This window comes from Lysinibacillus sp. NPDC093692 (genome assembly GCF_050280125.1).
In the GTDB taxonomy this organism is placed as follows: domain Bacteria; phylum Bacillota; class Bacilli; order Bacillales_A; family Planococcaceae; genus Lysinibacillus.
Genome location: NZ_JBNNUW010000006.1, coordinates 226,276 through 249,345 on the forward strand (window position 1 = coordinate 226,276; position 23,070 = coordinate 249,345).

Annotated in this window: 22 protein-coding genes, 8 tRNA genes and 1 rRNA gene; 29 read left to right on the top strand and 2 right to left on the bottom strand. The window is 37.6% G+C overall.

Annotated features, from left to right (window positions below):
* The first annotated feature begins 246 nt into the window (after positions 1-246).
* Positions 247-384, top strand: a complete 138-nt coding sequence (locus ACQKN4_RS09295; RefSeq protein ID WP_004232019.1) for an Lmo0850 family protein — start codon at positions 247-249, stop codon at positions 382-384.
* Between the two features lie 61 nt (positions 385-445).
* Here the strand turns inward: ACQKN4_RS09295 and ACQKN4_RS09300 are convergent, their stop codons facing one another.
* The gene (locus tag ACQKN4_RS09300) at positions 446-1,633 is read right to left on the bottom strand and encodes an FtsW/RodA/SpoVE family cell cycle protein (RefSeq protein WP_079562530.1); all 1,188 of its coding nucleotides are present in this window, start codon (positions 1,631-1,633) and stop codon (positions 446-448) included.
* 306 nt (positions 1,634-1,939) lie between these two features.
* Here ACQKN4_RS09300 and ACQKN4_RS09305 point away from each other — a divergent pair, with 306 nt between their 5' ends.
* The 7 genes from ACQKN4_RS09305 (at position 1,940) to ACQKN4_RS09335 (ending at position 10,263) form a co-directional block, all read left to right on the top strand.
* Positions 1,940-2,695, top strand: a complete 756-nt coding sequence (locus ACQKN4_RS09305; RefSeq protein WP_079562531.1) for a hypothetical protein — start codon at positions 1,940-1,942, stop codon at positions 2,693-2,695.
* A gap of 320 nt (positions 2,696-3,015) precedes the next feature.
* A complete protein-coding gene (locus ACQKN4_RS09310) occupies positions 3,016-4,095 on the top strand; it encodes a D-alanine--D-alanine ligase (protein WP_427483489.1) in 1,080 nt (359 codons plus the stop codon).
* Positions 4,096-4,106: 11 nt separating this feature from the next.
* Complete coding sequence (locus ACQKN4_RS09315) at positions 4,107-5,474, top strand: UDP-N-acetylmuramoyl-tripeptide--D-alanyl-D-alanine ligase (protein ID WP_079562533.1); 1,368 nt, start codon at positions 4,107-4,109, stop codon at positions 5,472-5,474.
* 87 nt (positions 5,475-5,561) lie between these two features.
* Positions 5,562-6,254: an alpha/beta hydrolase gene (locus ACQKN4_RS09320; RefSeq protein ID WP_079562534.1), complete on the top strand. Its 693-nt coding sequence runs from the start codon at positions 5,562-5,564 to the stop codon at positions 6,252-6,254.
* 351 nt (positions 6,255-6,605) lie between these two features.
* Positions 6,606-8,129, top strand: a complete 1,524-nt coding sequence (locus ACQKN4_RS09325; protein WP_079562535.1) for a DEAD/DEAH box helicase — start codon at positions 6,606-6,608, stop codon at positions 8,127-8,129.
* Positions 8,130-8,324: 195 nt separating this feature from the next.
* Positions 8,325-8,804: a PH domain-containing protein gene (locus ACQKN4_RS09330; RefSeq protein WP_079562536.1), complete on the top strand. Its 480-nt coding sequence runs from the start codon at positions 8,325-8,327 to the stop codon at positions 8,802-8,804.
* Positions 8,797-10,263 (top strand): PH domain-containing protein, encoded by a 1,467-nt coding sequence (locus tag ACQKN4_RS09335; RefSeq protein WP_079562537.1) that lies wholly within the window; start codon positions 8,797-8,799, stop codon positions 10,261-10,263. Before ACQKN4_RS09330 ends, ACQKN4_RS09335 begins: the two co-directional genes overlap by 8 nt.
* A 598-nt stretch (positions 10,264-10,861) precedes the next feature.
* Here the strand turns inward: ACQKN4_RS09335 and ACQKN4_RS09340 are convergent.
* On the bottom strand, positions 10,862-11,482 hold the full coding sequence (locus tag ACQKN4_RS09340) for a rhomboid family intramembrane serine protease (protein ID WP_079562538.1): 621 nt from the start codon (positions 11,480-11,482) through the stop codon (positions 10,862-10,864).
* Between the two features lie 64 nt (positions 11,483-11,546).
* Between ACQKN4_RS09340 and acpS the strand changes: the two genes are divergently transcribed.
* From acpS to ACQKN4_RS09445, 21 genes are all read left to right on the top strand, one after another.
* On the top strand, positions 11,547-11,900 hold the full coding sequence (gene acpS / locus ACQKN4_RS09345) for a holo-ACP synthase (protein WP_079562539.1): 354 nt from the start codon (positions 11,547-11,549) through the stop codon (positions 11,898-11,900).
* A gap of 278 nt (positions 11,901-12,178) precedes the next feature.
* Positions 12,179-13,285, top strand: coding sequence for a LolA family protein (locus ACQKN4_RS09350; protein WP_079562540.1), 1,107 nt, complete (start codon positions 12,179-12,181; stop codon positions 13,283-13,285).
* 219 nt (positions 13,286-13,504) lie between these two features.
* The gene (alr, locus tag ACQKN4_RS09355; protein ID WP_427483491.1) at positions 13,505-14,626 is read left to right on the top strand and encodes an alanine racemase; all 1,122 of its coding nucleotides are present in this window, start codon (positions 13,505-13,507) and stop codon (positions 14,624-14,626) included.
* A 319-nt stretch (positions 14,627-14,945) separates the two neighbouring features.
* Entirely contained in the window at positions 14,946-15,209 is a 264-nt protein-coding gene (locus tag ACQKN4_RS09360) for a hypothetical protein (RefSeq protein WP_049663444.1), read from the top strand.
* Positions 15,210-15,213: 4 nt separating this feature from the next.
* The gene (locus ACQKN4_RS09365; RefSeq protein ID WP_049663446.1) at positions 15,214-15,564 is read left to right on the top strand and encodes a type II toxin-antitoxin system PemK/MazF family toxin; all 351 of its coding nucleotides are present in this window, start codon (positions 15,214-15,216) and stop codon (positions 15,562-15,564) included.
* A gap of 243 nt (positions 15,565-15,807) precedes the next feature.
* Positions 15,808-16,209 (top strand): anti-sigma regulatory factor, encoded by a 402-nt coding sequence (locus ACQKN4_RS09370; protein WP_079562542.1) that lies wholly within the window; start codon positions 15,808-15,810, stop codon positions 16,207-16,209.
* A gap of 12 nt (positions 16,210-16,221) precedes the next feature.
* Positions 16,222-17,217: a PP2C family protein-serine/threonine phosphatase gene (locus ACQKN4_RS09375; RefSeq protein ID WP_427483493.1), complete on the top strand. Its 996-nt coding sequence runs from the start codon at positions 16,222-16,224 to the stop codon at positions 17,215-17,217.
* A 71-nt stretch (positions 17,218-17,288) separates the two neighbouring features.
* A complete protein-coding gene (locus ACQKN4_RS09380) occupies positions 17,289-17,624 on the top strand; it encodes an STAS domain-containing protein (RefSeq protein ID WP_079562544.1) in 336 nt (111 codons plus the stop codon).
* Complete coding sequence (gene rsbW, locus ACQKN4_RS09385; protein ID WP_079562545.1) at positions 17,621-18,091, top strand: anti-sigma B factor RsbW; 471 nt, start codon at positions 17,621-17,623, stop codon at positions 18,089-18,091. Before ACQKN4_RS09380 ends, rsbW begins: the two co-directional genes overlap by 4 nt.
* The gene (gene sigB / locus ACQKN4_RS09390) at positions 18,069-18,854 is read left to right on the top strand and encodes an RNA polymerase sigma factor SigB (RefSeq protein WP_427483495.1); all 786 of its coding nucleotides are present in this window, start codon (positions 18,069-18,071) and stop codon (positions 18,852-18,854) included. The genes rsbW and sigB overlap by 23 nt, the downstream gene beginning before the upstream one ends.
* 190 nt (positions 18,855-19,044) lie before the next feature.
* On the top strand, positions 19,045-21,219 hold the full coding sequence (locus ACQKN4_RS09395; RefSeq protein WP_079562547.1) for a Tex family protein: 2,175 nt from the start codon (positions 19,045-19,047) through the stop codon (positions 21,217-21,219).
* Between the two features lie 224 nt (positions 21,220-21,443).
* Positions 21,444-21,905 (top strand): SprT family protein, encoded by a 462-nt coding sequence (locus tag ACQKN4_RS09400; protein ID WP_079562548.1) that lies wholly within the window; start codon positions 21,444-21,446, stop codon positions 21,903-21,905.
* A 91-nt stretch (positions 21,906-21,996) separates the two neighbouring features.
* Positions 21,997-22,073 (top strand) — tRNA-Asn (locus ACQKN4_RS09405).
* A 1-nt stretch (position 22,074) separates the two neighbouring features.
* Positions 22,075-22,146 (top strand) — tRNA-Glu (locus ACQKN4_RS09410).
* A gap of 36 nt (positions 22,147-22,182) precedes the next feature.
* Positions 22,183-22,258: transfer RNA gene (locus tag ACQKN4_RS09415), tRNA-Asp, on the top strand.
* Between the two features lie 5 nt (positions 22,259-22,263).
* Positions 22,264-22,338 (top strand) — tRNA-Gln (locus ACQKN4_RS09420).
* Between the two features lie 15 nt (positions 22,339-22,353).
* A tRNA-Lys gene (locus tag ACQKN4_RS09425) sits at positions 22,354-22,426 on the top strand.
* A gap of 66 nt (positions 22,427-22,492) precedes the next feature.
* A tRNA-Leu gene (locus ACQKN4_RS09430) sits at positions 22,493-22,578 on the top strand.
* Between the two features lie 22 nt (positions 22,579-22,600).
* Positions 22,601-22,677, top strand: a tRNA-Arg gene (locus ACQKN4_RS09435).
* Positions 22,678-22,701: 24 nt separating this feature from the next.
* A tRNA-Gly gene (locus ACQKN4_RS09440) sits at positions 22,702-22,775 on the top strand.
* Positions 22,776-22,976: 201 nt separating this feature from the next.
* A 16S ribosomal RNA gene (locus tag ACQKN4_RS09445) occupies positions 22,977-23,070 on the top strand; the annotation flags it as partial.

Below are 23,070 nucleotides of genomic sequence, written 5' to 3' on the forward strand. Positions count from 1 at the left end.
TCTAGGGTATACTACTAGAGGGTATATCGGTATTTTATTTTATTGCGTTTGAATTTTGTTATTTAGTGGTAAATGGTTTGAAAAGAGGAAAAATTTACATTGTAACAAAAATGAAAAATTTTAAAGCAAATTTAAATGGTATGATAGAAAGAGATTAACTCGTCAGACATCATACGCTTTGCAAAAATGAAACTTTTTTGGAAATAAAACGTTATATAAATTCGAGGAAAGATTGAGGTGGAATGTATGACAAAAGAAGTAGATTTGAAAAAGATTGTTTCGAATTTATCTAAGTTGGGTGTAACAGCCACTGTAACAAAGTCTCGACTTGAACTTTTAAAAGTGCTCACACCACCAACGCAAACACCGCAAGTTCAAGCTTAACTCGTTTTACAAATAAAAATGGGTAGTCTCTTAATGAGGCTACCCATTTTTTTATTCACAATTAATCGTCATCATCGTGAGTGGTAAACATGTAAGTACGATAGTGGAAACGCATACTGAAAACAAGACCGATGGCTAGAGCGTTCCCCATCAATGAACTTCCCCCATAACTGATAAACGGTAGGGGAATACCTGTAATAGGTAATAACTGAACAGTCATACCGATATTTTCAAGTACGTGGAATGTAATCATTGCAATAATACCAGCACATACATATGTTGAGAATGGATCTTTCAATAATAGTGTAGTTTTTGTTAAATGATAGATTAATAAAAAGAATAAACAAATAACGATACTAGCACCAATAAAACCCCATTCTTCTCCGATAACTGTAAAAATAAAATCGGTATGATTTTCGGCAACGTAAACTTCACGACCGCGGTAACCTTTACCGAAAATCTCACCTGAACCAATGGCATTCAAGGAAGTAATTAAATGGTATCCATCACTAGAAGAATATGAATACGGATCTAACCAAGAATAGATTCGAGCAAACTGATATGGTCTTAAGCCGAATGTGTTCTCTAAAAAACTTTGCATATAGAGTGCCATCCATAAAAAAGAACCACCTACTATAGCGCCACCTAAAAAAGTTGGTAAAATAATTTTCCATGATACACCTGCTACAATGACAACAGCAGCCGTAATGGCGAAGAATACTAAGGCTGAACCAAGGTCAGGCTGCTTCAGAATAAGAGCTAAAGGTAGTAATAGTGTAGCAATGATTTTACCTAGCAATATGAAATCCGTTTTTAAGGATTTAAAAGAATAAACTTCGTGATGCTTACTAATAAGTCGAGCAAGTGCTAAAATGTAAAAGGTTTTCATAAACTCAGAAGGTTGAATATTTCCTAGAGGTGTTTTAAACCAGCTTTTTGCACCATTAATTTTTTCACCGATTTGTCCTGGTCCTTCTGGCATGAAAATAAGCAGTACTAATAAGAAGATACCTCCACCGTACATATACCAAGACAATTTTTTATATTGGTCAGGTTCAAAAAACATAACTATTCCAATAATTACTGAGCAAATGACGTACCATCGCAATTGTAAAGGAACATAGTTAATGCCGTACTGACCTGATGTTTGCGCCGACGAAATGGCTAACAAACTTATGACTAGAAAGCAAAGTAGTATAAAAGCGAGCGTCCAGTCAAAACGATTCGCGAAATTTCGTTTATTTTCCATACAAGCCACCTATATCAAAATAGTATCTCTTAATGAGTAAATTTGATTTAAATTAATTCCGATTCAATATACTACCAAATATATATGATGAATCCTCTCAAATATTTGTAAGAAATGAATAGAATTATATTCGTTCTAAATGTGCTCATTCCGAGTAGTTAAAAAACATATGCAATAGCATCTTTAACATTCATATTATAACGTAAAAAACACTTTTACGCCTGTGAATATTGTTATGACGATTATTAACATAAAATGTTTCAAAAAATTCAAGTTTAGTTTTATAATATAGTGAAGAATGGGGTGATGGTTGTGGCTAAAAAATTGAAGTCAGCTGACGATTTTATGTATCATATTTATGTTCATATGAATGAGGTCGATAAATTTGTTGTTTTTAGCGGGCTTAAATTCCCGCAATTTGTGGCTGCACTTGAACCACTGCATCACTTACTGTTATTGAAACATTCCTATGAAGATGGTTCCTTTAATATGCATACACAGTTCGATTATATATCAGAAGAGGAAGTACCTCAGTTTGTAAAAAAAGCTACAGAATCCAAAGAATTATGTTGGATAGACTTTATGGATGAGAAGAGGCTAGACCAACTAACACCGATGGAACAAGGAGAGCTGCTTTACATAAGTCATAAAAAGGAACCGATTACTTCGCCATTTTTTAATAAATTACAAAATCGATTTGTCTATTATTCTTCAGATTTAGAGAAAATGACTAAAATTTATTTTCGCCATTTAAGTGATTTCGATTTACTCATTGCTAATGTTTTGAACAGTTTGATTCGTGAAAAGGAACGTAGCACTGGTTTTTGGCGACGGAAGGTGAAATCGAGTATTCCTGCTATTTCACCGGAATTTTTGCGTGCTTATCGTTCTTTTACTAAAGATGGGGCACTGTTATCATTGTATAGAATTGAAAAGCCTAAAGTAGCTTATGGTATCGAAATTCGCAATCTGTCAGAGTATTCCTATCCAGATGAGGTATGGGATGATTTAAAAAGTACAATTTTGAAAAATGAGCACGATGAATTGATTTATATTATTTAACTTCTTTCAGCGACTAACTGACCTGCGTCACGCAGGCCGAAGTACAAAGCTGATTCCTGACGCAATTATGCCTAGGCATAATTGATCTATTCATTTGTACGTAGAATGAATATACACTAAATCTCACCGTCAAAATTACGGTGAGATTTTTAACGTCATTCAGTAATTGTTTTGATGTTTTACGTAGCGACAGCTACAAATGTTTTATGTAGCGAAAGCAAAGCGTCAGCTACAATTACGGCAAGGCGAAATTGATGACATTTATAAAGACGTTTCATGATAAACTAATAGTACTCAAGAAGTATGTGGAGGGCACAAAAATGAAAAAAAGAATCGGTTTATTATACGGTGGAAAGTCAGCCGAGCATGAGGTGTCATTATCGACAGCATGTGCAGTCACGGGAGCTTTGAATTTCGAGGAGTATGAAGTATATCCGATTTTCATTACCCTTGAAGGGGAGTGGCGCCGCGGTGAGCGTCTAAAAAAACCTGCAAGTACAATTGAAGAATTACAATTTGGTGATAATGCCACTATTTTAGAAAATAATATTACAGATTTTTTAATTGATAAAGATGGTAAATCCGTACAATTTGACGCAATTTTCCCATTGCTTCATGGTACTAATGGTGAAGATGGTACTGTCCAAGGTTTACTTGAAGTTCTAAATCTACCGTATGTAGGAAATGGTGTGTTAGCATCAGCAACTGGCATGGATAAAGTAGTTATGAAACAATTATTTGAAATTGCCGGCTTACCACAAGTTCCATATACGTATTTCATTCGTAGTGAATGGGCTAATGAACAGGAGGCTATCCTTGCTCGTTGCGAAGAAAAACTGGATTGGCCGATGTTTGTTAAACCTGCAAACTTAGGGTCAAGTGTTGGAATTAGCAAGGCAACAAATCGCGATGAATTAGTGAAGGCTATCGAAATAGCCTTACAGTATGATCGTAAAATTGTAATTGAACAAGGTATAATCGCTCGTGAAATTGAACTTGCTGTGCTAGGAAATGACTTCCCGGAAGTTTCTGTACCTGGTGAAATTAAACCAGTCACTGAATTTTATGATTATGACTCTAAATATAAAGATGGCTCAACGGTCCTTATTATTCCAGCAGAGCTTACTGAGGATACAGTATCTAATTTACAGGAGCTAGCTAAACGTGCGTTCAAAGCTATTGATGGAAGCGGTTTAGTTCGGTCGGACTTTTTTGTGACGGCCGATAACAGCATTTATATTAACGAAGTAAATACAATGCCAGGTTTTACACCTGTAAGTATGTATCCGCTTCTTTGGCAACATACAAATGTAAGTTACCCAGAGCTTATTGATCGTCTGATTACTCTAGCAATTGAGCGTTTTGAAGAAAAACAACAGCTTCACTATAAAATAGACTGAGTGGGATTATTGTGAAAAAAACATTAAAGCAGTTAGCTACATGGTTAAATGAAGAAGTACCAGCTTTTGGTGACACGGTCGTATCAGGAATTTCCATTGATACTAGAACAATTCAACAAGGGGACTTGTTTGTTCCATTTCGTGGTGAAAAGGCCAATGGTCATAAATTCGTTCTGCAGGCTATTGAAAAAGGAGCAGGAGCTTCTCTTTGGCAGAAAGATGAACCGAATCCACCTCAAGGTGTACCATTACTCTTTGTAGATGATCCAGAAGTGGCGCTTCAGCAAATGGCACGTGCCTATCGCAGTGAGCATAAGGCGAAGTTTATTGGCATTACTGGTTCAAATGGTAAAACATCGACGAAAGATATTTTAGCAGGAACGCTAACACCATTTTTTAAAGTACAAAAGACAATCGGGAATTTTAATAATGAGCTAGGTTTACCTATTACGGTATTACAGCTAGATGAAGATACTGATGTTGCTGTACTTGAAATGGGTATGAGTGGTTTTGGTGAAATTGAGTTTTTAACGAAACTTGCTCGTCCACATATGACAGTGATTACAAACATTGGCGAAGCTCATATGCAAGATTTAGGCTCTCGTGCAGGAATCGCTAAAGCCAAATTTGAAATAATCCAAGGAATACAACCAGATGGAGTGCTGTTTTATGATGGAGATGAACCGCTACTACAAGAGTTAGTTGCGAAAGAGCAGCAATTAAAAGCGGTGGCATTTGGCCTAGAGAATGGCAATCTATTGTATGCAGATAATATTGAAGCAACTGCTGATGGAAGTAGCTTCTCTACGCATGGTGTGATAGAAGGAGATTTCTTTATTTCAGTTCTCGGGAAGCACCAAGTGAAAAATACATTAGTCGCAATGTTAATTTCACAACAGCTAGGTTTAAACGATGACCAAATTCGTGCATCCTTAAAACAAGTAGCTCTTACGGATATGCGCATGCAGCAAGTGAATGGATCAAATGGGGCGTTATTTATTAATGATGCTTACAATGCTGCACCAACTTCTGTAAAGGCAGCTATTCAATTTGTTGCATCGACAACGATTCGCCCAGAAAAATGGCTTGTGCTAGGTGATATGCTTGAACTTGGGCCAAATGAAAAGCGTTTCCATGAAGATTTGTCGAAGGATATTCATGCAGAAGAAATCGACTTTGTATGTTTATTTGGCCCACGGATGGCTTATTTAAATGAAGTTTTAAAAGAGCGATTTGATGAGGACCATTTGTTATATGCAGAGGATGATTATACGCCAATTATCGAAAAACTGCAGCAAGCTAACGAGGAGTCTATCGTTTTACTAAAAGGCTCTCGTGGTATGAAGCTAGAAACGATCTTACGTGCATTTACGAAGTGATGAAACAAGGAGTCGGTGGGACATTCTCTCACCGATTCTTTCTTTCATTCATCGACTTATATGAGTTACACAATAAGAGGTGAAAGAATGTCAGTAGGTGTGTTGTGTATACATGGATTTTCAGGCGGACCTTATGAAGTAGAACCTTTTACTACCTATTTACGAACGCATACGAATTGGCTCATTGAAGAACCTACCTTGTCAGGACATGGAGAAGAATTACAAATGCGAGGTTTCACTGCTAAGCATTGGTTAATGGATGCCGAGCTCGCTTTTCGTGCTCTTGCCAAAAAAGTAGATGAAGTAATAGTAGTTGGATTTTCAATGGGAGGCATTATAGCGCTCTATTTAGCTAAGCGATATAAAGTGAAAAAGCTCGTATTACTAAGTGCTGCTGCCAAATATGTGAGTCCGAAGCAACTTGTCAAAGATTTTAAAATGCTAGCAACAGAGGCATATCATCGTAATTTGTCTAATAATGAGCTGTTTTTACGATACCGGCATAAGTTTAATCATGTGCCACTATCCTCAACGATAGAATTCATGAAGCTTGTTCGAATGGTGGAGCCGTATTATAAAGATATTAAAATCCCGGTGTATATTGTACAAGGGAAATTAGATGGAATTGTGCCCTATCATACTGCTCGCTTTTTATTTGATCAATTAACTTCAAACGAAAAAACCTTGTATTTATCTGATATTGGCAAGCACCATATTTGTTATGGCGAAGATTGCTCTGAATGGTTTTCTAACGTTTTGTCATTTTTAAAGAGTTCTTAAAGTAGTCAGATTATTACGACTCATGCGTTATCGTTGCATACGTGTTAATCCCATGTTAGACTAGTGTAAGCAATGGATACATTTTGTGCGAAGACTCTTCATATTTGATTGAAGAGTACTTTTTTTTGAACACAACGGTTTTATTCTAAAGTGAATAATTACGACAGAATCAAACCGCTCGGTAAAGACCGGGCTTTCCTTTTCATATAAGAGAGCTCTATGTGACCATCATATAGAGAGAATTTTTAAGTAACGGAAACGTTCCACAACACAGGCTCGAATTTGCCGACAACTTCATCTGAAAATGTAACCATTTGTCAACTTAAAAGCAGAAAAAGGAGATTGAGAAGTTTGACAAATTTTTCAGAATTAAATATTAGCGAATCTACATTACGTTCTGTAAAGCGTATGGGATTTGAAGAAGCAACACCAATCCAAGAAGGTACTATTCGTTTTGCGATTGAAGGTCGTGACGTATTAGGTCAAGCGCAAACAGGTACAGGTAAAACTGCCGCTTTCGGGATTCCACTTATCGAAAAAATTGACCCAAAAAACCCTAACATCCAAGCATTAGTAATTGCTCCAACTCGTGAATTAGCAATTCAAGTTTCTGAAGAGCTTTATAAAATTGGTTATGACAAACGTGTAAAATTATTATCAGTTTATGGTGGTCAGGAAATCGGCCGTCAAATTCGTGCGCTAAAAAATAAACCACAAATTATCGTTGGTACACCTGGCCGAATTATAGATCATATCAATCGTCGTACTTTAAAATTAGAAGATGTTCAAACATTAGTACTTGATGAAGCAGATGAAATGTTAAACATGGGCTTTATTGATGATATTAATTCAATCTTAGAAAACGTCCCATCTGAACGTCAAACATTACTGTTCTCAGCAACAATGCCACCAGCAATTCGTAAAATTGCTGAAACATTTATGCGCGATCCAGAAATCGTAAAAATTAAAGCAAAAGAATTAACAGTTGATAACATCGATCAATATTTTGTGAAGTCTGCTGAGCGTGAAAAGTTCGATATTTTATCTCGTTTATTAAACGTTCACCAACCAGAACTTGCAATCATCTTTGGACGTACAAAACGCCGCGTGGATGAGCTTGCACAAGCGTTATCAATTCGTGGTTACCTTGCTGAAGGGATTCACGGTGATTTAAGCCAAGCAAAACGTATTTCAGTATTACGTCAATTTAAAGAAAATAAAATTGATATTCTTGTGGCAACAGATGTAGCTGCTCGTGGGCTTGATATTTCTGGTGTAACACATGTTTATAACTTCGATATTCCTCAAGATCCTGAGTCTTATGTTCACCGTATTGGTCGTACAGGCCGTGCAGGTAAATCAGGTCTTGCGGTAACGTTTGTAACGCCACGTGAAATGGGTTACTTACGTATCGTAGAAGAAACAACGAAAAAGCGTATGACACCACTTCGTCCACCAACAACTGACGAAGCTTTAGTTGGTCAACAACGCTTAGCTTTAGAGACACTTGAAGGTCTTATTGCGAACAACGACTTAGGTGATTATCGTACACTTGCTACAGAATTACTTGAAAACCATGATGCAACCGATGTCGTAGCTGCAGCAATTCGTTCATTAACAAAAGAGCCAGATGACTCGCCAGTAACAATTACTGAAGAACGTCCATTACCAATGCGTCGTGAGCGTTCTGGCAATCGTGGCGGAGATCGTGGACGCGGCGGTAACCGTAGCTCAAACGGACGTCGTGATGGCGGACGTGGCGGAGATCGTCGTGGAGGACGCGGCGGAGATCGTCGAGAAGGCGGACGCCGTGATGGAGGTCGCCGTGAAGGTGGACAAGGCCGTTCACGTGCACCACGTCGTCACGAAGATTAATTTTATCTTCATCAAAATGATTAAACCTTACAGCCAAAGTGGCTGTAAGGTTTTTTTATCTTCTTTCAGCGGATGTCCAAACCCTATTGAAATACGAAGTGACAGCACGATAACGTCAAGGCAAAATTGATAAAACTTTGAAACAAAAAGATAATTAGTTACGTATACATATATTAGGAAAGAGAGGGATCGATTTTGAGATCAGAACCAATTCATAAGATTTCTAGGAAAGGGTTAACAGTGTGGCGTTTATATGGTGTATTGCAAACGATAATTCTTTTGATTATAGCGGCTTTAGTATGCTATGGCACTTATTATTTTGAATGGCCATCATTTATTTATTTCATTGCAGTTGTTGTAGTTATACTGAGTGCTATTCTATCTGCTTATATATTTCCAAAAGTAAGATGGGAACGCTGGCGCTATGAGGTGCGTGAAAGTGAGATTGAAGTGCAACATGGTTTATTCGTTGTTAAACGTACGCTTATCCCAATGGTGCGTGTACAACATGTTGATACAACGCAAGGACCGATATTAAAAAAATATGGTTTAGGTAATATTTCAATATCAACGGCGGCAACTGTACATACAATTCCTGCCCTTGTAATGGAAGAGGCGGATGGACTTCGTGCACGTATTTCGGAATTAGCAAGGGTGGCAGAAGATGATGTCTAAGGAAGTTAATCGATTACACCCAGTATCGGCTGTTATTTCAAGTGCAAAAGCATTAAAAAGTATGATTTTCCCGTTAGTTGTTATTATTATAACGAATGGTTTTCACTTCTCGTTTAATTTCCATAGTGATAATTTTTGGCGAACTGCTTTCTTATTCGGTATATGGGGAGTAGGGGCTATACTTGCGCTAGTTAGTGGCATTGTTAAATGGCGTACCTTTGTATATTGGTTTGAAGATGGAGAATTGCGTGTAAAATACGGCTTGTTCGTTAAAAAGAAACGCTATATCCCATTCGAACGGATTCAAAGCTTAAATTACAATGAGGGTATTTTTCATCGGATATTTGGCTTAGTAAAGGTTCAAGTTGAAACTGCGGGAAGTAAGGATCGAAAGCCTGAGGTAGAGTTAACGGCTATACGAAAGGCTGCGGCGGATGCAATAGAGCTGGAAATGCGTCGCACGAAGAACAAAACCAATGAACAGATGAGTGATGAACAGTCGCAAACCGAGGAAGTATTAGCGCCGACGATTTATCATATGTCGATACGTGATTTACTTATATTGGCCATAACTTCGGGCGGAATTGGGGTTGTTCTGTCTGGGCTAGCAGCAATTATCTCTCAGCTTTCAGATATAATCCCATATGAGAAAATCTTTGACGAGTTAGCGGACTTTGCTAAAATTGGCGTATTTATAGTTGTATTAACAGTGATATTCAGCCTAATTGTGGCATGGTTTGTGTCATTTATTATTACATTGATCAATTATTATGAATATACAGTTCGAACTGAAGATGAAAAGCTTATTATTACAAAAGGGCTACTGGAGAAAAAACGAGTTACTTTACCGTTAAATCGAATTCAGGCGATTCGTATTGTAGAAAATCCGTTGCGTCAATTATTTGGCTTTGCAACAGTTGTTGTTGAGAGTGCAGGGGGAAATGGTGGAGAGGGAAATGATAAAAAAATTGCGCTGTTCCCGCTTATTAAGAAGCAGGATTGTTTGGGAACGTTAGAGCAGATTTTTCCGGATGTAAATTGGCGACCAGAGTTTATTCATTCGCCAAATCGAGCTCGTCCTTTTTTTTACCGAATTGATTTCATTTGGCTTGTACCTATAATTGGCGCATGTAGCTATTACTTTTATCCGTACGGGTTACTTTCGCTATTGTTAATTCCATTATCGATATTAATTGGGATTTGGCAACATAAAACAGCTGCTTATAGGATAGATGGAAAGCAACTAACTATGCAATATCGTGTGTTCAGTCGTATTACATTTTTTATGGAGAAAAAACGCATTCAATCTATTGGGACTACTCAAACGTATTTCCAAAAAAGAAAGAATGTTATGTCTGTAAAAGCAACGGTCATGTCGGGCATGACTGGTATGACAGGGAATGTGCGAAACTTAGAGCAGCAAGATGCTGAAACTATAGTATCTTGGTACGAACATTGAATGCGAGAATATGGCTAGTCCTCACAATTAATGTGGGATTAGCCTTTTTTATAAATCATTTATTAAAACGGATGTCCTTATCGGTAGAAGATTCCTACCTCTGAAGGTGATGTCCAAATACCTATTAGAATAACAGTATATGAATGAGTGACAAACATCGTGCTACTACGTTTACACTACGCTTTCGCACAAAAAGCATTGTATTAATCCAAGCGGCTTAGCGGATGCTCTTAGAGAAGTGCATAGTCAAAATGGAAATTAACGACAAATTATGATGATGTTCCTTTTTTACCTATAAATATCCAAATGTTCTGTTTATAATAAAATTAATCAAACAAAAGGGGGAGTAATAGAAAAAGTAGAGGATGTAGCTACGATGCAACAAAACGTGAATAATAATGGCCTACAAACGGGGGCTATTGGGAAGCTTGCGGGAGTGGCTATCATCAAGGGAATTTAGCAACATAAATGGACAAGCATTAATACGGTTTTTATTTGGGGATAAATTTAAAAAAATGAATATAACGCTAGCGTAAAAATAAAAGGAGCAATCCTCGATGAAAGCTTATCATCAGAGAATGGCTCCACTTTGAAACTATTACTTACCCGCCATCTTTTGTTTACGCCAGCTTAAAATTCTTCTTGGATGTAAGTAGATGAGTCCAAGAAGGAACCCTGTTACTAAACCGCCCAAGTGAGCATAGACATTCACATTCGACTGTAAAAAAGTCATAATAACACTTATCACAATGATTGGTAAAATAAGTTTTCGAAGCATCGGCATTGTACGGCGTGTGTAGTAGACAAGTGCTCCGAAGGCACCAAATATTCCAAAAACAGCTCCACTTGCACCGAGACTTGCATAGCTACTATCATATAGTAGATAGGTTGCCATGTCGCCTACAATACCGGACAATAAATAGATTGTAATAAAACGCGCCTTACCGGCAATTTTTTCAAGCTCTGGTCCGAATAAATACAGTGAAAACATATTAAAGAAAACGTGCAAAAAACCAGCATGTAAAAACATTGCAGTAAAAACACGCCACCATTCACCTGTTTGAACAAGGAAGTTCACTTGGACTCCGTAATTCAATACATAGTCACCTATTTCAGGTAAAATAGTTATTACATAAATAATTAAATTAACCGCTATTAATGTTGAAACAATAGGATAATACTTTGTATATTGCTTGAAATTTTCTGTTCTACTAAACATAACTCCACCTCAATTTACAATCATTATACATGGCTTTTTAGAAATAGGAAAAGGAGAAGTTCAAATGATTAAAGGAATTGGTCTCGATATTGTAGAAATTGACCGCATTATTAAAGCAATGGGGAGAACAAATAAATTTAAAGACCGCATTTTATCTGAAAGGGAAAGAGTTTTGTTTGATGCACATACAGAAACTCGTAGAATAGAATTTTTGGCCGGACGATTTGCTGTAAAAGAAGCATTTTCGAAGGCGTTAGGAACTGGTATTGGTGAAGAATGTAAGCTTCATGATGTTGAAGTTTTAAGAGGGGAAGCTGGTAATCCTGTTTTATATTTTAAAGGAGAGCTTGTAAATGGATTTGTAAGCATAACCCACTCAAAACAATACGCAGCAGCACAAGTAATATTATTACAATAAAAAATGTAAAACAAGCTTTCACCATATAAAGTAAAAGGGCTCATTATTAAAAGTTGCGGAAGACATTTATTAAAACTATAAGTTGATTTCCGTCCCGACTGACGCCCTAGGAAAGCGCCTAGTCGGAGCAGAAATCAACCATTCTATGGTGATAGCTATTAAAAAGCAAATAAATTTCTGAGTGAAGATAAATATATTGCCCATGTTCAAATGACATAACTGACAAATACGGTTCATATATTGTCGTAGTGGATTTGAAAGAAGGAAAGGGTGAAAGCGTGGGCAACCGAATAGTTAAATGGCTCGTCTTACTTTGTACGATATTACTTCTATCGGCATGTGGTACAGACTCACAGGAAAAAGTGTTGAAGAAAGTTAATGGGAAATGGGCAGAGACCAATGGTTATGAGTTAAATGCGACGATGGAGATTAAATCTGGTGGGGATCCAAAAAAATATGATGTAACTGTTTGGCATACGAAACCTGATTTCTATCGAGTGGAAGTTGTAGAAAGTGGGAAAGACGTTTCACAAATGATAGTGCGAAATGCAGATGGCGTTTTTGTTGTTACACCTACATTAAACAAAATGTATAAATTCCAAAGTGATTGGCCAAAGAAAAATAGTCAAGCCTATTTAATAGGTGCACTAGCAGAAGATTTAGCTCAAGATAAAAATTTAGTCATGAAAGAAGAGGACAAAGCATATATATTTGAAGCGGCTACTAGAAATAGCTATAAAAATAGTATGCCTCATCAAGTTATAACAGTCGATAAGAAAACAATGCTTCCAACTTCTGTAGTAATTATGAATGATGTAAAAGAAGAGCAAATTCGTATCACATTTAAAAATATTAAATTAGGTGTTCAGCATGCGGCTAAAGAGTATGCGGTTGAGCAATTTACAGAAAAAGATGAACCAAAAGGGGAAAACGCTACATCGCCAGAAAAAGATAACAAGGAAGAAAAGGATAAAGGCGATAAAGAGAGCAATAATAATCCGGATGGAAATGATGGGGAACAAGCAGTAAGTGCAGAAGCCGAAAATACAAAGTTTCAAACACATTACCCTGTTGTAAGTTTAGGCAATACGAAGATGGTGGATGAGAAAGTCATGCAAGAGGGTGGCATGGAACGTGTTATCTTAACATTCGACGGTGACAAGCCATTTACAGTTATGCAACAACCAGTTACGAAACAGACTGCAATGTTGCCAGTATCATCGCCTGGTGATCCTGTAGATTTAGGCTTTACAATTGGAGCTATTACAGATACATCTATTAGCTGGGAAAAGGATGGCGTCGAATTCTTTGTAGCATCTAGTAAATTGACTCGTGAAGAAATGGTGCAAGTTGCCACTTCTATGACGATAGGTAGTATGAAATAATTACTCTAGCTACAGCTTTCTAAATGGAAAGCTGTAGCTTATTAAGAAAAATAGTGCAGTTTTGATGAATATTAACACTGTTTAGAAAGTGTTAAGTCATATATGATAAAAGTTATGTAGAAAATTAGTCTAAAATAGAATAACTTATGGTAAAACTGTAGAGCAAAAGTGATTTAATCAATACATATTGTTTTAATAAAATATAAAGAGGGTATTCTTATGGAGATACAGCAGTATTTTAGACCAACCAAAGCAATTGTAGACTTACAAGCAATTCAACAAAACGTAAAAAATTTGAAAAAGCTACTTCAACCTAATGTTCAAATTATAGCTGTCGTAAAAGCAAATGCATACGGTCATGGAGATATAGCCGTTGCAAAAGCGGCACTCGAGGCAGGGGCAACAATACTTGCTGTGGCAACGCCCGATGAAGCATTACATATTCGAGCGCATTTTGAAGAACCGGACATACTATTATTAGGTGCCTCTCCAATTTCGTTTGTGCCATCCGCTGCCAAGCAGCGCATAATTCTTACGGCGTTTGCTAGTGAATGGGTACAGCAAGCTGCTCCGTTCATAGCTAATGAAGTAAACCCTTTACGACTACATATAAAAGTAGATAGTGGAATGGGCAGAATTGGCGTTCGTTCAGAACAAGAATTATTGGAACTATATCAAACAATAATGAATACAATAAATGTAGAGCTTGATGGGATATTCACACATTTTGCGACTGCAGATGAAGAAGATGCCTCTTACTTCGATAGACAAGTGCAATTTTTTGAGAGATGTGTCTCAGTATTGCCTGAAAAGCCTAGACTTGTTCATGCATCAAATACAGCTACATCCTTAGTGAAAGATACACATTTACAATTTGATGCTGTCAGATATGGTATTTCAATGTATGGATTATCACCATCGCCTTATGTAGAAGGTATTTTACCATTTTCGTTACAGCCAGCGTTTTCACTTGAGAGTGAGCTTGTTCATGTAAAACAGTTACAAGCAGGTGATTCAGTAGGCTATGGCGCTACTTTTACGGCCCCATCGGATATGTGGATTGGAACGATCCCAATAGGCTATGCTGACGGAGTGATTCGTAAATTAGGCGGACAAGAAGTACTAATTGATGGTCAAAGAATGCAGATTGTCGGACGAATTTGTATGGACCAATGTATGGTTGCCTTGCCAAAAGCATATGCTATAGGTGAGAAAGTAACACTCATTGGTCATCAAGGACAGGATGTTATTTCAATGAATGAATGGGCAGCGAAGCTTGAAACCATTAATTATGAAGTACCATGCATTATTACAGCGAGGGTTCCTAGATTATACATTTAACTCTAAGCTAAAATCGGAATCAATTATGCCGAGGCTTAATTGATTTTAGGACAAATGAATACTTTATCAGAGCAACTAAACAATAGTGAATAACTACTTACTAATCAATATGTTAAATTACCGAGTAGATGAGCCATTCATAATTTGTGACATATTGCAAGGTAAATAAGTCGGCATATTCCTTCGACAACCTACATATTTTTACAACTTGGACTTTAAATTGTCAGATATTTTGTCATTTCGTGTCTTTTCAACGATATCTTTCAATGGTAGAATGGGTAGTAATGAAAAGTGGATGGTTCCGTTGGAGGTGCTTGCTGTGTACGAGAAAAAGTTAAGAGAAGCTACAATTGCTGTTCAGGATAGACTGTTTCTACAAACAAAGGAAGTAATTGAGAGTGAATCTTTTGCGCGTATTTTGTCGCGCAAAGTTTTAATGCAGGAGCAACCAAATCAAATACGGGAAGCTATGATGAAAGGATATGTTGAAATGTCTCATATAAATCTGAGTATTGCAAGTGAATGCTTGCACGCAGAATATGAAGCACAACATACAGTGGAGCGTCTCGTTAGCGGGGGATGACACTTTGAATGTAAAACGTGGTGACGTTTTTTTTGCAGATTTATCGCCGGTAGTTGGGTCCGAACAAGGGGGCACTAGGCCGGTGCTGATTATTCAAAATGATATTGGAAATCGATTTAGTCCGACTGTCATCATCGCAGCTATTACTGCACAGATTCAGAAAGCAAAATTACCGACGCACGTCGAAATTAATGCTGAAAAGTATGGTTTTGAACGTGACTCGGTTATTCTGCTCGAGCAAGTGCGGACGATTGATAAGTCAAGATTGACAGATCGTATTACACAACTTGACCATGCGTTGATGGAGAAAGTTGATGGTGCATTGATGATTAGTTTAGGGCTTGTTAAATTTTGATATACATATGTGTATAGCGGCATCGAGATGTTTTCATCTCGATGCTTTTTGTATTGTTCCCCCAAAATACTTATTGATATCGCTTTTCAAAAATGGTGCTCATAGATTTGAGTGAGGTATATTCAAGATCTGAAATTAGCATCGATTTTTGAAAAAAGTATTGAGAGGTTTAAGAAAATATATATAGAATTTCAACTTCATTCAGCAACAAGTGTTTTTCTGTGCGAAAGAGAAGCGACAGCAGTGACAATTAAGTCTTCGGTTGAGATTATTACTGAGTGGGATATAGTAGCAGCAAGACAACTGGGGCGTGACGAAGCAAAAGCGCTTGGATTTGACACTGTTGATCAGGCTCGAATCACCACAGCTATAAGCGAACTAGCTAGAAATATATATTTATATGCAAGGATAGGTGTCATTGAAATTGAAAAATTTGAGTCAGACACAGAGAAAAAAATAATTGTTATTGCAACTGATCAAGGACCAGGAATAGAGGATGTTCGGAAAGTGATGGAGGATGGTTACTCTACTTCTGGGGGGCTAGGTGCAGGTTTACCAGGCGTTAATCGATTGATGGATAGTATGAATATTCATTCGGTTATTGGTGAAGGGACAACGATAAGAGCTGAAAAATGGCTGTGTTAGGATGTGGAGTTGTTGGATCGATTAGAATCTCAATATAAAAAGATTTTGTCAGATTATATGACTGATCAAACTGAAAAGAATTTGTATATTGCTCAAAATTTCACTCGTCAGTTAATCCAAAATAATATTTCTCTAGAGGATGTTGTAAGTATTCATAAAAACGCAGTTGAAAAGCTATTTCCACGTAGAATGAGTGAAGAACAGCTTGCATATGATTTTCTTATCGAAGTGATGGTGCATTATGGAATGGCTCATAGGGAGCACCAAAGCTTATTACAAAAACAAGCTGAGTATGAGATAGAAATGAAAATTGCTACAAGTATCCAGAGTACATTACTTAAAACAGAGGTACCACAACTTTTAAATATCGATATAGGAATGATATCTATTCCAATCCGGAAAATGAATGGGGATTATGTCCATTTTTTATATAATCGAGATGATTATTTGAGTGTAGCCGTGACAGATGTGGTAGGTAAAGGTGTTCCAGCAGCATTATGTATGTCTATGGTAAAATATGGTTTAGAAGCATTGGATTATGCATATAGAGATCCTTCATATGTATTAGAGGTCATTAATCGAGTAATTGAAAAGAGTGTAGACGACAGTATGTTTGTGTCTATGTTCTACGGTTGTTTGGATATGCGAAAAAGCACTTTTTCTTATGCTTCTGCAGGTCACGAGCCAGCTCTTCATTACAGTGCTATGCGTGATCAATTTATCCCTTTAGAATCAACGGGATTATTATTAGGGGTGTTGCCAGAAACGAAGTATTCTTATAACGAAATTACTTTGGAAGAAAACGACATCGTAATCATGATGACGGATGGTGTTACTGAATTCAGATTGCAGGATGAATTGAATGCACGAGAGGTCATTACATCATTAGTATTTGAAAATAAATACTTGTCAGCCCAAGAATTATGTAATCTTCTTTATAAGCAAATTGAAAAAATACAGGATTTTAAACTAACAGATGATTTTACAATTGCAATTATAAAAAATTAGTTTTTTAGGTTTGACTTTTAATAATTACGGGAATAGAAAATTAGTCTAACAAATTGGTGGAGGTGTGCTGTATGGACATGGCGATACACTTTAAAGAACTTGATAATAAACTATACGGATTTGTAGAGGGTGAAATAGATACTTTTACTGCTTCAGGACTCAGGGAAGAATTAGAGGCAGTGAAAATTACTGAGGGATTAGAAATAGTACTTAATTTATCAAAAGTTAATTATATGGATAGTACGGGGCTGGGTATCTTTGTAGCCTTTTACAAAAGAACACTACGCGAAAATGGGAAAGTTAAATTAGTTGGTTTATCGAATAGATTACAAAGGTTGTTTGAAATTACTGGTTTAAGCGATTTAATGGATATTGAAACTGATAAAAAGGTGGAATTAAGAAAATGAAGGAATTTGATTATATTGAGATAAGGGTTCCTGCAAAACCGCAATTTGTCAGTGTGATTCGATTGACGGTTTCTGGCTTAGCTAGTCGAGTTGGATTTAATTACGATGATATTGAAGATTTAAAAATTGCTGCAAGTGAAGCGGTAACAAATGTTGTACATCATGCATATAAGGACGAAGAAGAGGGAGAAATCGTCATTGGATGCGCTTTGTATGAAAATAAACTAGAAATGATGATTGCAGATTACGGTAATAGTTTTAATTTTGAGGAGATAAAATCGAAAATTGGTCCGTATCATCCTGAAGAGAGTATTGCAGGTCTTCGCGAAGGTGGTTTAGGGCTTTATTTAATGGAAACTTTGATGGATGAGGTGATGATAAATAACGATGGTGGCGTAACTGTTTTCATGACTAAGTATGTCGCTAGAGAGCAGGTGGAGAAAAATGTCGAAAGAATCACTACCTAAATCTTCGTCTAAGGAAGATATACTAAGGTGGATTGCGCTGTACCAATCAACGGAAGATGATGATGCTCAGACAAATTTAGTGATTCATTATCGATATTTAGTAGAGTCCATTGCACGTAAATATTCGAATGGTAAATCTAGTTATGATGATATTACTCAAGTAGGTATGCTGGGGTTGCTAGGTGCAATACGACGTTTTAATCCTGATGTTGGTCGAAGTTTTGAAGCATTTGCTGTTCCAACGATTGTTGGAGAAATTAAACGCTTTTTACGCGATAAGACTTGGGATGTTCATGTGCCAAGGCGGATAAAAGAATTAGGACCACGAATTAAAACAACAGTTGAAGCGTTAACAGTTGAGTTGCAACGTTCTCCGTCTATTAAGGAAATTGCGGATCAATTAGAAGTAGAAGAAGAAGAAGTGTTAGAGGCTATGGAGATGAGCCGTAGTTACCATGCTCTTTCTATGGATCATTCAATAGAATCGGATGCTGACGGTAGTACAGTAACGTTATTTGATATTATGGGTAAAGAAGATGACGGCTATGAAATGACTAATAAAAGAATGATTGTTTCTGAAGCAATGAGTATTTTAGATGAGAGAGAAAGGCAAATCATTCAGCTTACATATTTAGAGCAACTCACTCAAAAAGAAGTTGGAGAACGATTAGGGGTTTCTCAAATGCATGTATCTAGAATACAAAGGAAGGCAATAAAAAAATTACAAGAAGCTATCTTAGTAAGAGATGGTGTCTCGCTTTAAAAATTTATAGCGAGAGGGGCTTTGCTGTTATTGTCACAAATACAAGCAATAGCATGAGCTTAGTAGGAAGTGTTAGCGAAAACAGTCTCTTCGTATTGAAAAAATAGTCTACTCTTCCGTTAGAGTAGACTATTTTTGCATTTTTAGTGAAGTGTAATGGTAAAATGAAAAGAAAAAAGGTAGTGATGATGTGGAACAAAAGCAAATGTTACAGCTCATTGCAAAGGATGTAGCTGTTAAGCCGAGTCAAGCTGAGGCTGTTATTAAATTATTAGAAGAAGGAAATACCGTGCCATTCATTGCACGTTATCGAAAAGAAGCTACTGGGTCCCTTGATGAAGTGCAGATTAAAGCTGTGGAGGATCGTTATCATTACATACAGCAGCTTGAGCAACGCAAAGAAGAGGTTATACGATTAATTCAGGAACAAGATAAACTAACACCTGAATTAGAACAAGCGATTCAAGCAGCAACTGTTTTACAACGTGTAGAGGATTTATATCGACCGTATAAACAAAAACGCCGAACAAAGGCGACAATAGCGAAAGAGAAAGGATTAGAACCTCTTGCGGATCTTCTATTAGAGTATCGTAATGATGCTTTAGAGAAATTAGCGATGGCCTTCGTAGATGAGGAAAAAGTTGCTAATGTAGAGGATGCATTAGCTGGGGCGCGAGATATTTTGGCAGAGCGCTTTGCCGATGACGCGGCAATCCGTGAAAAAATTCGTACGTATTCATGGAAAGATGGAGTACTTGCTACAAGTGTGAGGGATGCAGATGCAGACGAAAAAAACGTGTTTGAAATGTATTATGAATATGAAGAACCTGTAAATCGTATTGTCCCACACCGTATTTTAGCTGTAAATCGTGGTGAGAAAGAAGAAATCTTAAAAGTAGCAATTCAAGTACCGATAGATCGAGTATTGATGATTATGTGGAAGGAGTGGATTCCGGCTACAGGTTCCTCTCCAGCAATTGCTGAAGTAAAGCTAGCGATTGAGGATTCGTACAAGCGTCTAATTCAGCCTTCTATAGAACGAGAGTTACGAAATGAATTAACAGAAAAAGCAGAGATGCAGGCTATTCATATTTTCTCTGAGAACTTACGTAATCTTTTATTACAGCCTCCAATGAAAGGGAAGTATGTATTGGGAGTTGATCCAGCGTACCGTACAGGCTGTAAGCTAGCTGTTGTAGATGAAACTGGGAAAATGCTTGAGGTTACAGCCGTTTATCCACATCCGCCAAAACCAGATGTAGCAAAATCGAAAGCAATTGTGAAAGAGATTTTAGCGAAATACCCAATTACTATAATCGCTATTGGTAATGGTACTGCCTCACGCGAAACAGAACAATTTATAGTGGATGTATTGAATGAACTTGAAACAGATATTGCCTATGTGATCGTCAATGAAGCAGGAGCTTCTGTTTATTCAGCATCCGAAGTTGCCCGTACAGAGTTTCCGGATTTACAGGTAGAACAGCGTAGTGCCGTTTCTATTGCACGCCGCTTGCAAGATCCGCTGTCGGAATTAGTGAAAATTGAGCCAAAAGCAGTTGGGGTAGGTCAATATCAGCATGATGTCTCTCAAAAGAAATTGAATGAGTCCTTAACATTTATAGTAGAGACGGCTGTAAACCAAGTTGGTGTTGATGTTAATACAGCCTCAGCTTCACTACTACAATACGTTTCTGGATTATCTAAAACGGTTGCGGAGAATATCGTGAAGGTGCGAGAGGAAAATGGACAATTTACTACTCGTGCTCAACTAAAGAAAATTCCACGACTTGGTGCCAAAACGTATGAACAAGCAATAGGTTTCTTACGTGTGCCAGGAGCCAAGAATGCATTCGATGCTACGGGCATTCACCCTGAAAGTTATAGTGTAGCAGAGCAGATTTTAGAGGTTGTACAAATTGATAAAAAAGAGCTAGGGACGCAAAAGGCCGAGGAAGCCATTGCGAAACTAGATCAAGAAAAATTAAGTGGCATTTTAGATGTTGGAGTAATCACAATTAAGGATATTGTGGATACATTAATGAAACCAAGTCGCGATCCACGTGATGCATTCCCTCAGCCTTTACTGAAAACAGATGTATTGAAAATGGAAGATTTACAAGTTGGGATGGAATTACAAGGTACAGTGAGAAATGTCGTTGATTTCGGAGCATTTGTAGACATTGGAGTGAAGCAGGACGGGCTTGTGCATATTTCTAAATTACAAAAAAGACGTATTAAACATCCATTAGAGGTTGTTGCACTCGGTGATATTGTGACGGTTTGGGTAGAACAAATAGATGTCAATAAAGGGCGCATATCATTAACGATGCTGCCTCCTAAAGATCAAACTATCGAAGCGTAATTAAGTGAAACTTTAATTACCGGGGATTCTCTTGAGCCTTGTTGATTATTAGTATTCACCATCAGGCTATTACGGGCAGTTAGTCTCCCACTTAACTTCTAGCCTTTACTACTCATTGCTTTATTTCGATACAGATAAATTACTGCCCGTTAAAGCGGGATAAAATTTACCACACTGTCTATACTGTACAGTGTGGTATTCTTGTTGTTAGAGGTGATATAGATATGAATAACGAGGAACTTCAATATCTTGTTAGTCGAATATCATTAGATAGTTTCCAGAAGCCGTTTATGCATCGAGCATATTTTAATTCAAGGTTACGTTCAACAGGTGGACGTTATCTTTTACATTCGCACAATATTGAAGTTAACCCAAAAGCCTATGAATTGTATGGTATTAGTGAAGTAGAAGGGATAGTTCGACACGAATTATGTCATTATCATTTACATTTGGAAGGCAAAGGGTATCAGCATCGAGACAAAGATTTTCGAGAGTTATTAGGAAAAGTGAATGCTCCTCGTTTTTGTGCAGTATTACAAATGCCTAAGACAGCTTCCAAAAAACAACGTCGACTGTATACATATACATGCGTAAAATGCCAACAATCATATGTAAGAAAAATTAGAATGAATGTGGAGAAATACTGCTGTAGCAAGTGTTTAGGACGTTTAAAACTAATGGAATGAAAAAAATAATAAAAAAGGGTTGACGTTTACTACAGATGTCCCTATAATAGTAAAAGTCGACAAGATAACGACGACAAAACATGTGAATTATTCCGAAGTAGCTCAGTTGGTAGTAGCACCTGACTGTTAATCAGGTTGTCGCAGGTTCGAGTCCTGCCTTCGGAGCCATGGCCCCTTGGTCAAGTGGTTAAGACACCGCCCTTTCACGGCGGTAACACGGGTTCGAATCCCGTAGGGGTCATTTCATTATTTTAATTCATGAAAATATAGTAACGTTGGTCCCGTGGTGTAGCGGTTAACATGCCTGCCTGTCACGCAGGAGATCGCCGGTTCGATCCCGGTCGGGACCGCCACTTATTGGGGTATAGCCAAGCGGTAAGGCAACGGATTTTGATTCCGTCATGCCTAGGTTCGAATCCTAGTACCCCAGCCATTCATTTCTTAATACGAGCCATTAGCTCAGTTGGTAGAGCATCTGACTTTTAATCAGAGGGTCGAAGGTTCGAGTCCTTCATGGCTCATCTCTTTAAGAAAGAAAGTTGACTTTTCTGGTTATCGTAGTATAATGAGAAAGTTACTGATTGAATGCGGTCGTGGCGGAACGGCAGACGCGCTAGGTTGAGGGCCTAGTGGGGGCAACCCCGTGGAGGTTCAAGTCCTCTCGGCCGCACCAAGTCAATTTATCAAATATATATGCGCCCGTAGCTCAATTGGATAGAGCGTCTGACTACGGATCAGAAGGTTATGGGTTCGACTCCTGTCGGGCGCGCCATTTTAAATAAATATCATTCATATCGCGGGTGTAGTTTAATGGTAAAACCTCAGCCTTCCAAGCTGATGTCGTGAGTTCGATTCTCATCACCCGCTCCAAAAAACTTATTGACATTCATACTTTTGTATAGTATGATGTAGAAGTTGTCGCTTAGAAACGACATTATGAACCTTGAAAACTGAACAAGCAAAACGTAATCAATAAAGTTTTCAGTAGCTAACCTTGAGTTGGTGAACGAAACAAAATTTTGGACATCAAACATGATGCCAGCAAAACAATTTGAGCTAATCAAATTTCTTTTTATGGAGAGTTTGATCCTGGCTCAGGACGAACGCTGGCGGCGTGCCTAATACATGCAAGTCGAGCGAACAGAGAAGGAGCTTGCTCCTTTGA

Bases quoted from the DNA above. Each gene is read 5' to 3' on its own strand.
- ACQKN4_RS09295 (WP_004232019.1), top strand. From the start codon at position 247: ATGACAAAAGAAGTAGATTTGAAAAAGATTGTTTCGAATTTATCTAAG.
- ACQKN4_RS09300 (WP_079562530.1), bottom strand. From the start codon at position 1,633: ATGGAAAATAAACGAAATTTCGCGAATCGTTTTGACTGGACGCTCGCT.
- ACQKN4_RS09305 (WP_079562531.1), top strand. From the start codon at position 1,940: ATGGTTGTGGCTAAAAAATTGAAGTCAGCTGACGATTTTATGTATCAT.
- ACQKN4_RS09310 (WP_427483489.1), top strand. From the start codon at position 3,016: ATGAAAAAAAGAATCGGTTTATTATACGGTGGAAAGTCAGCCGAGCAT.
- ACQKN4_RS09320 (WP_079562534.1), top strand. From the start codon at position 5,562: ATGTCAGTAGGTGTGTTGTGTATACATGGATTTTCAGGCGGACCTTAT.
- ACQKN4_RS09335 (WP_079562537.1), top strand. From the start codon at position 8,797: ATGTCTAAGGAAGTTAATCGATTACACCCAGTATCGGCTGTTATTTCA.
- ACQKN4_RS09340 (WP_079562538.1), bottom strand. From the start codon at position 11,482: ATGTTTAGTAGAACAGAAAATTTCAAGCAATATACAAAGTATTATCCT.
- acpS (WP_079562539.1), top strand. From the start codon at position 11,547: ATGATTAAAGGAATTGGTCTCGATATTGTAGAAATTGACCGCATTATT.
- alr (WP_427483491.1), top strand. From the start codon at position 13,505: ATGGAGATACAGCAGTATTTTAGACCAACCAAAGCAATTGTAGACTTA.
- ACQKN4_RS09380 (WP_079562544.1), top strand. From the start codon at position 17,289: ATGGACATGGCGATACACTTTAAAGAACTTGATAATAAACTATACGGA.
- rsbW (WP_079562545.1), top strand. From the start codon at position 17,621: ATGAAGGAATTTGATTATATTGAGATAAGGGTTCCTGCAAAACCGCAA.
- sigB (WP_427483495.1), top strand. From the start codon at position 18,069: ATGTCGAAAGAATCACTACCTAAATCTTCGTCTAAGGAAGATATACTA.
- ACQKN4_RS09400 (WP_079562548.1), top strand. From the start codon at position 21,444: ATGAATAACGAGGAACTTCAATATCTTGTTAGTCGAATATCATTAGAT.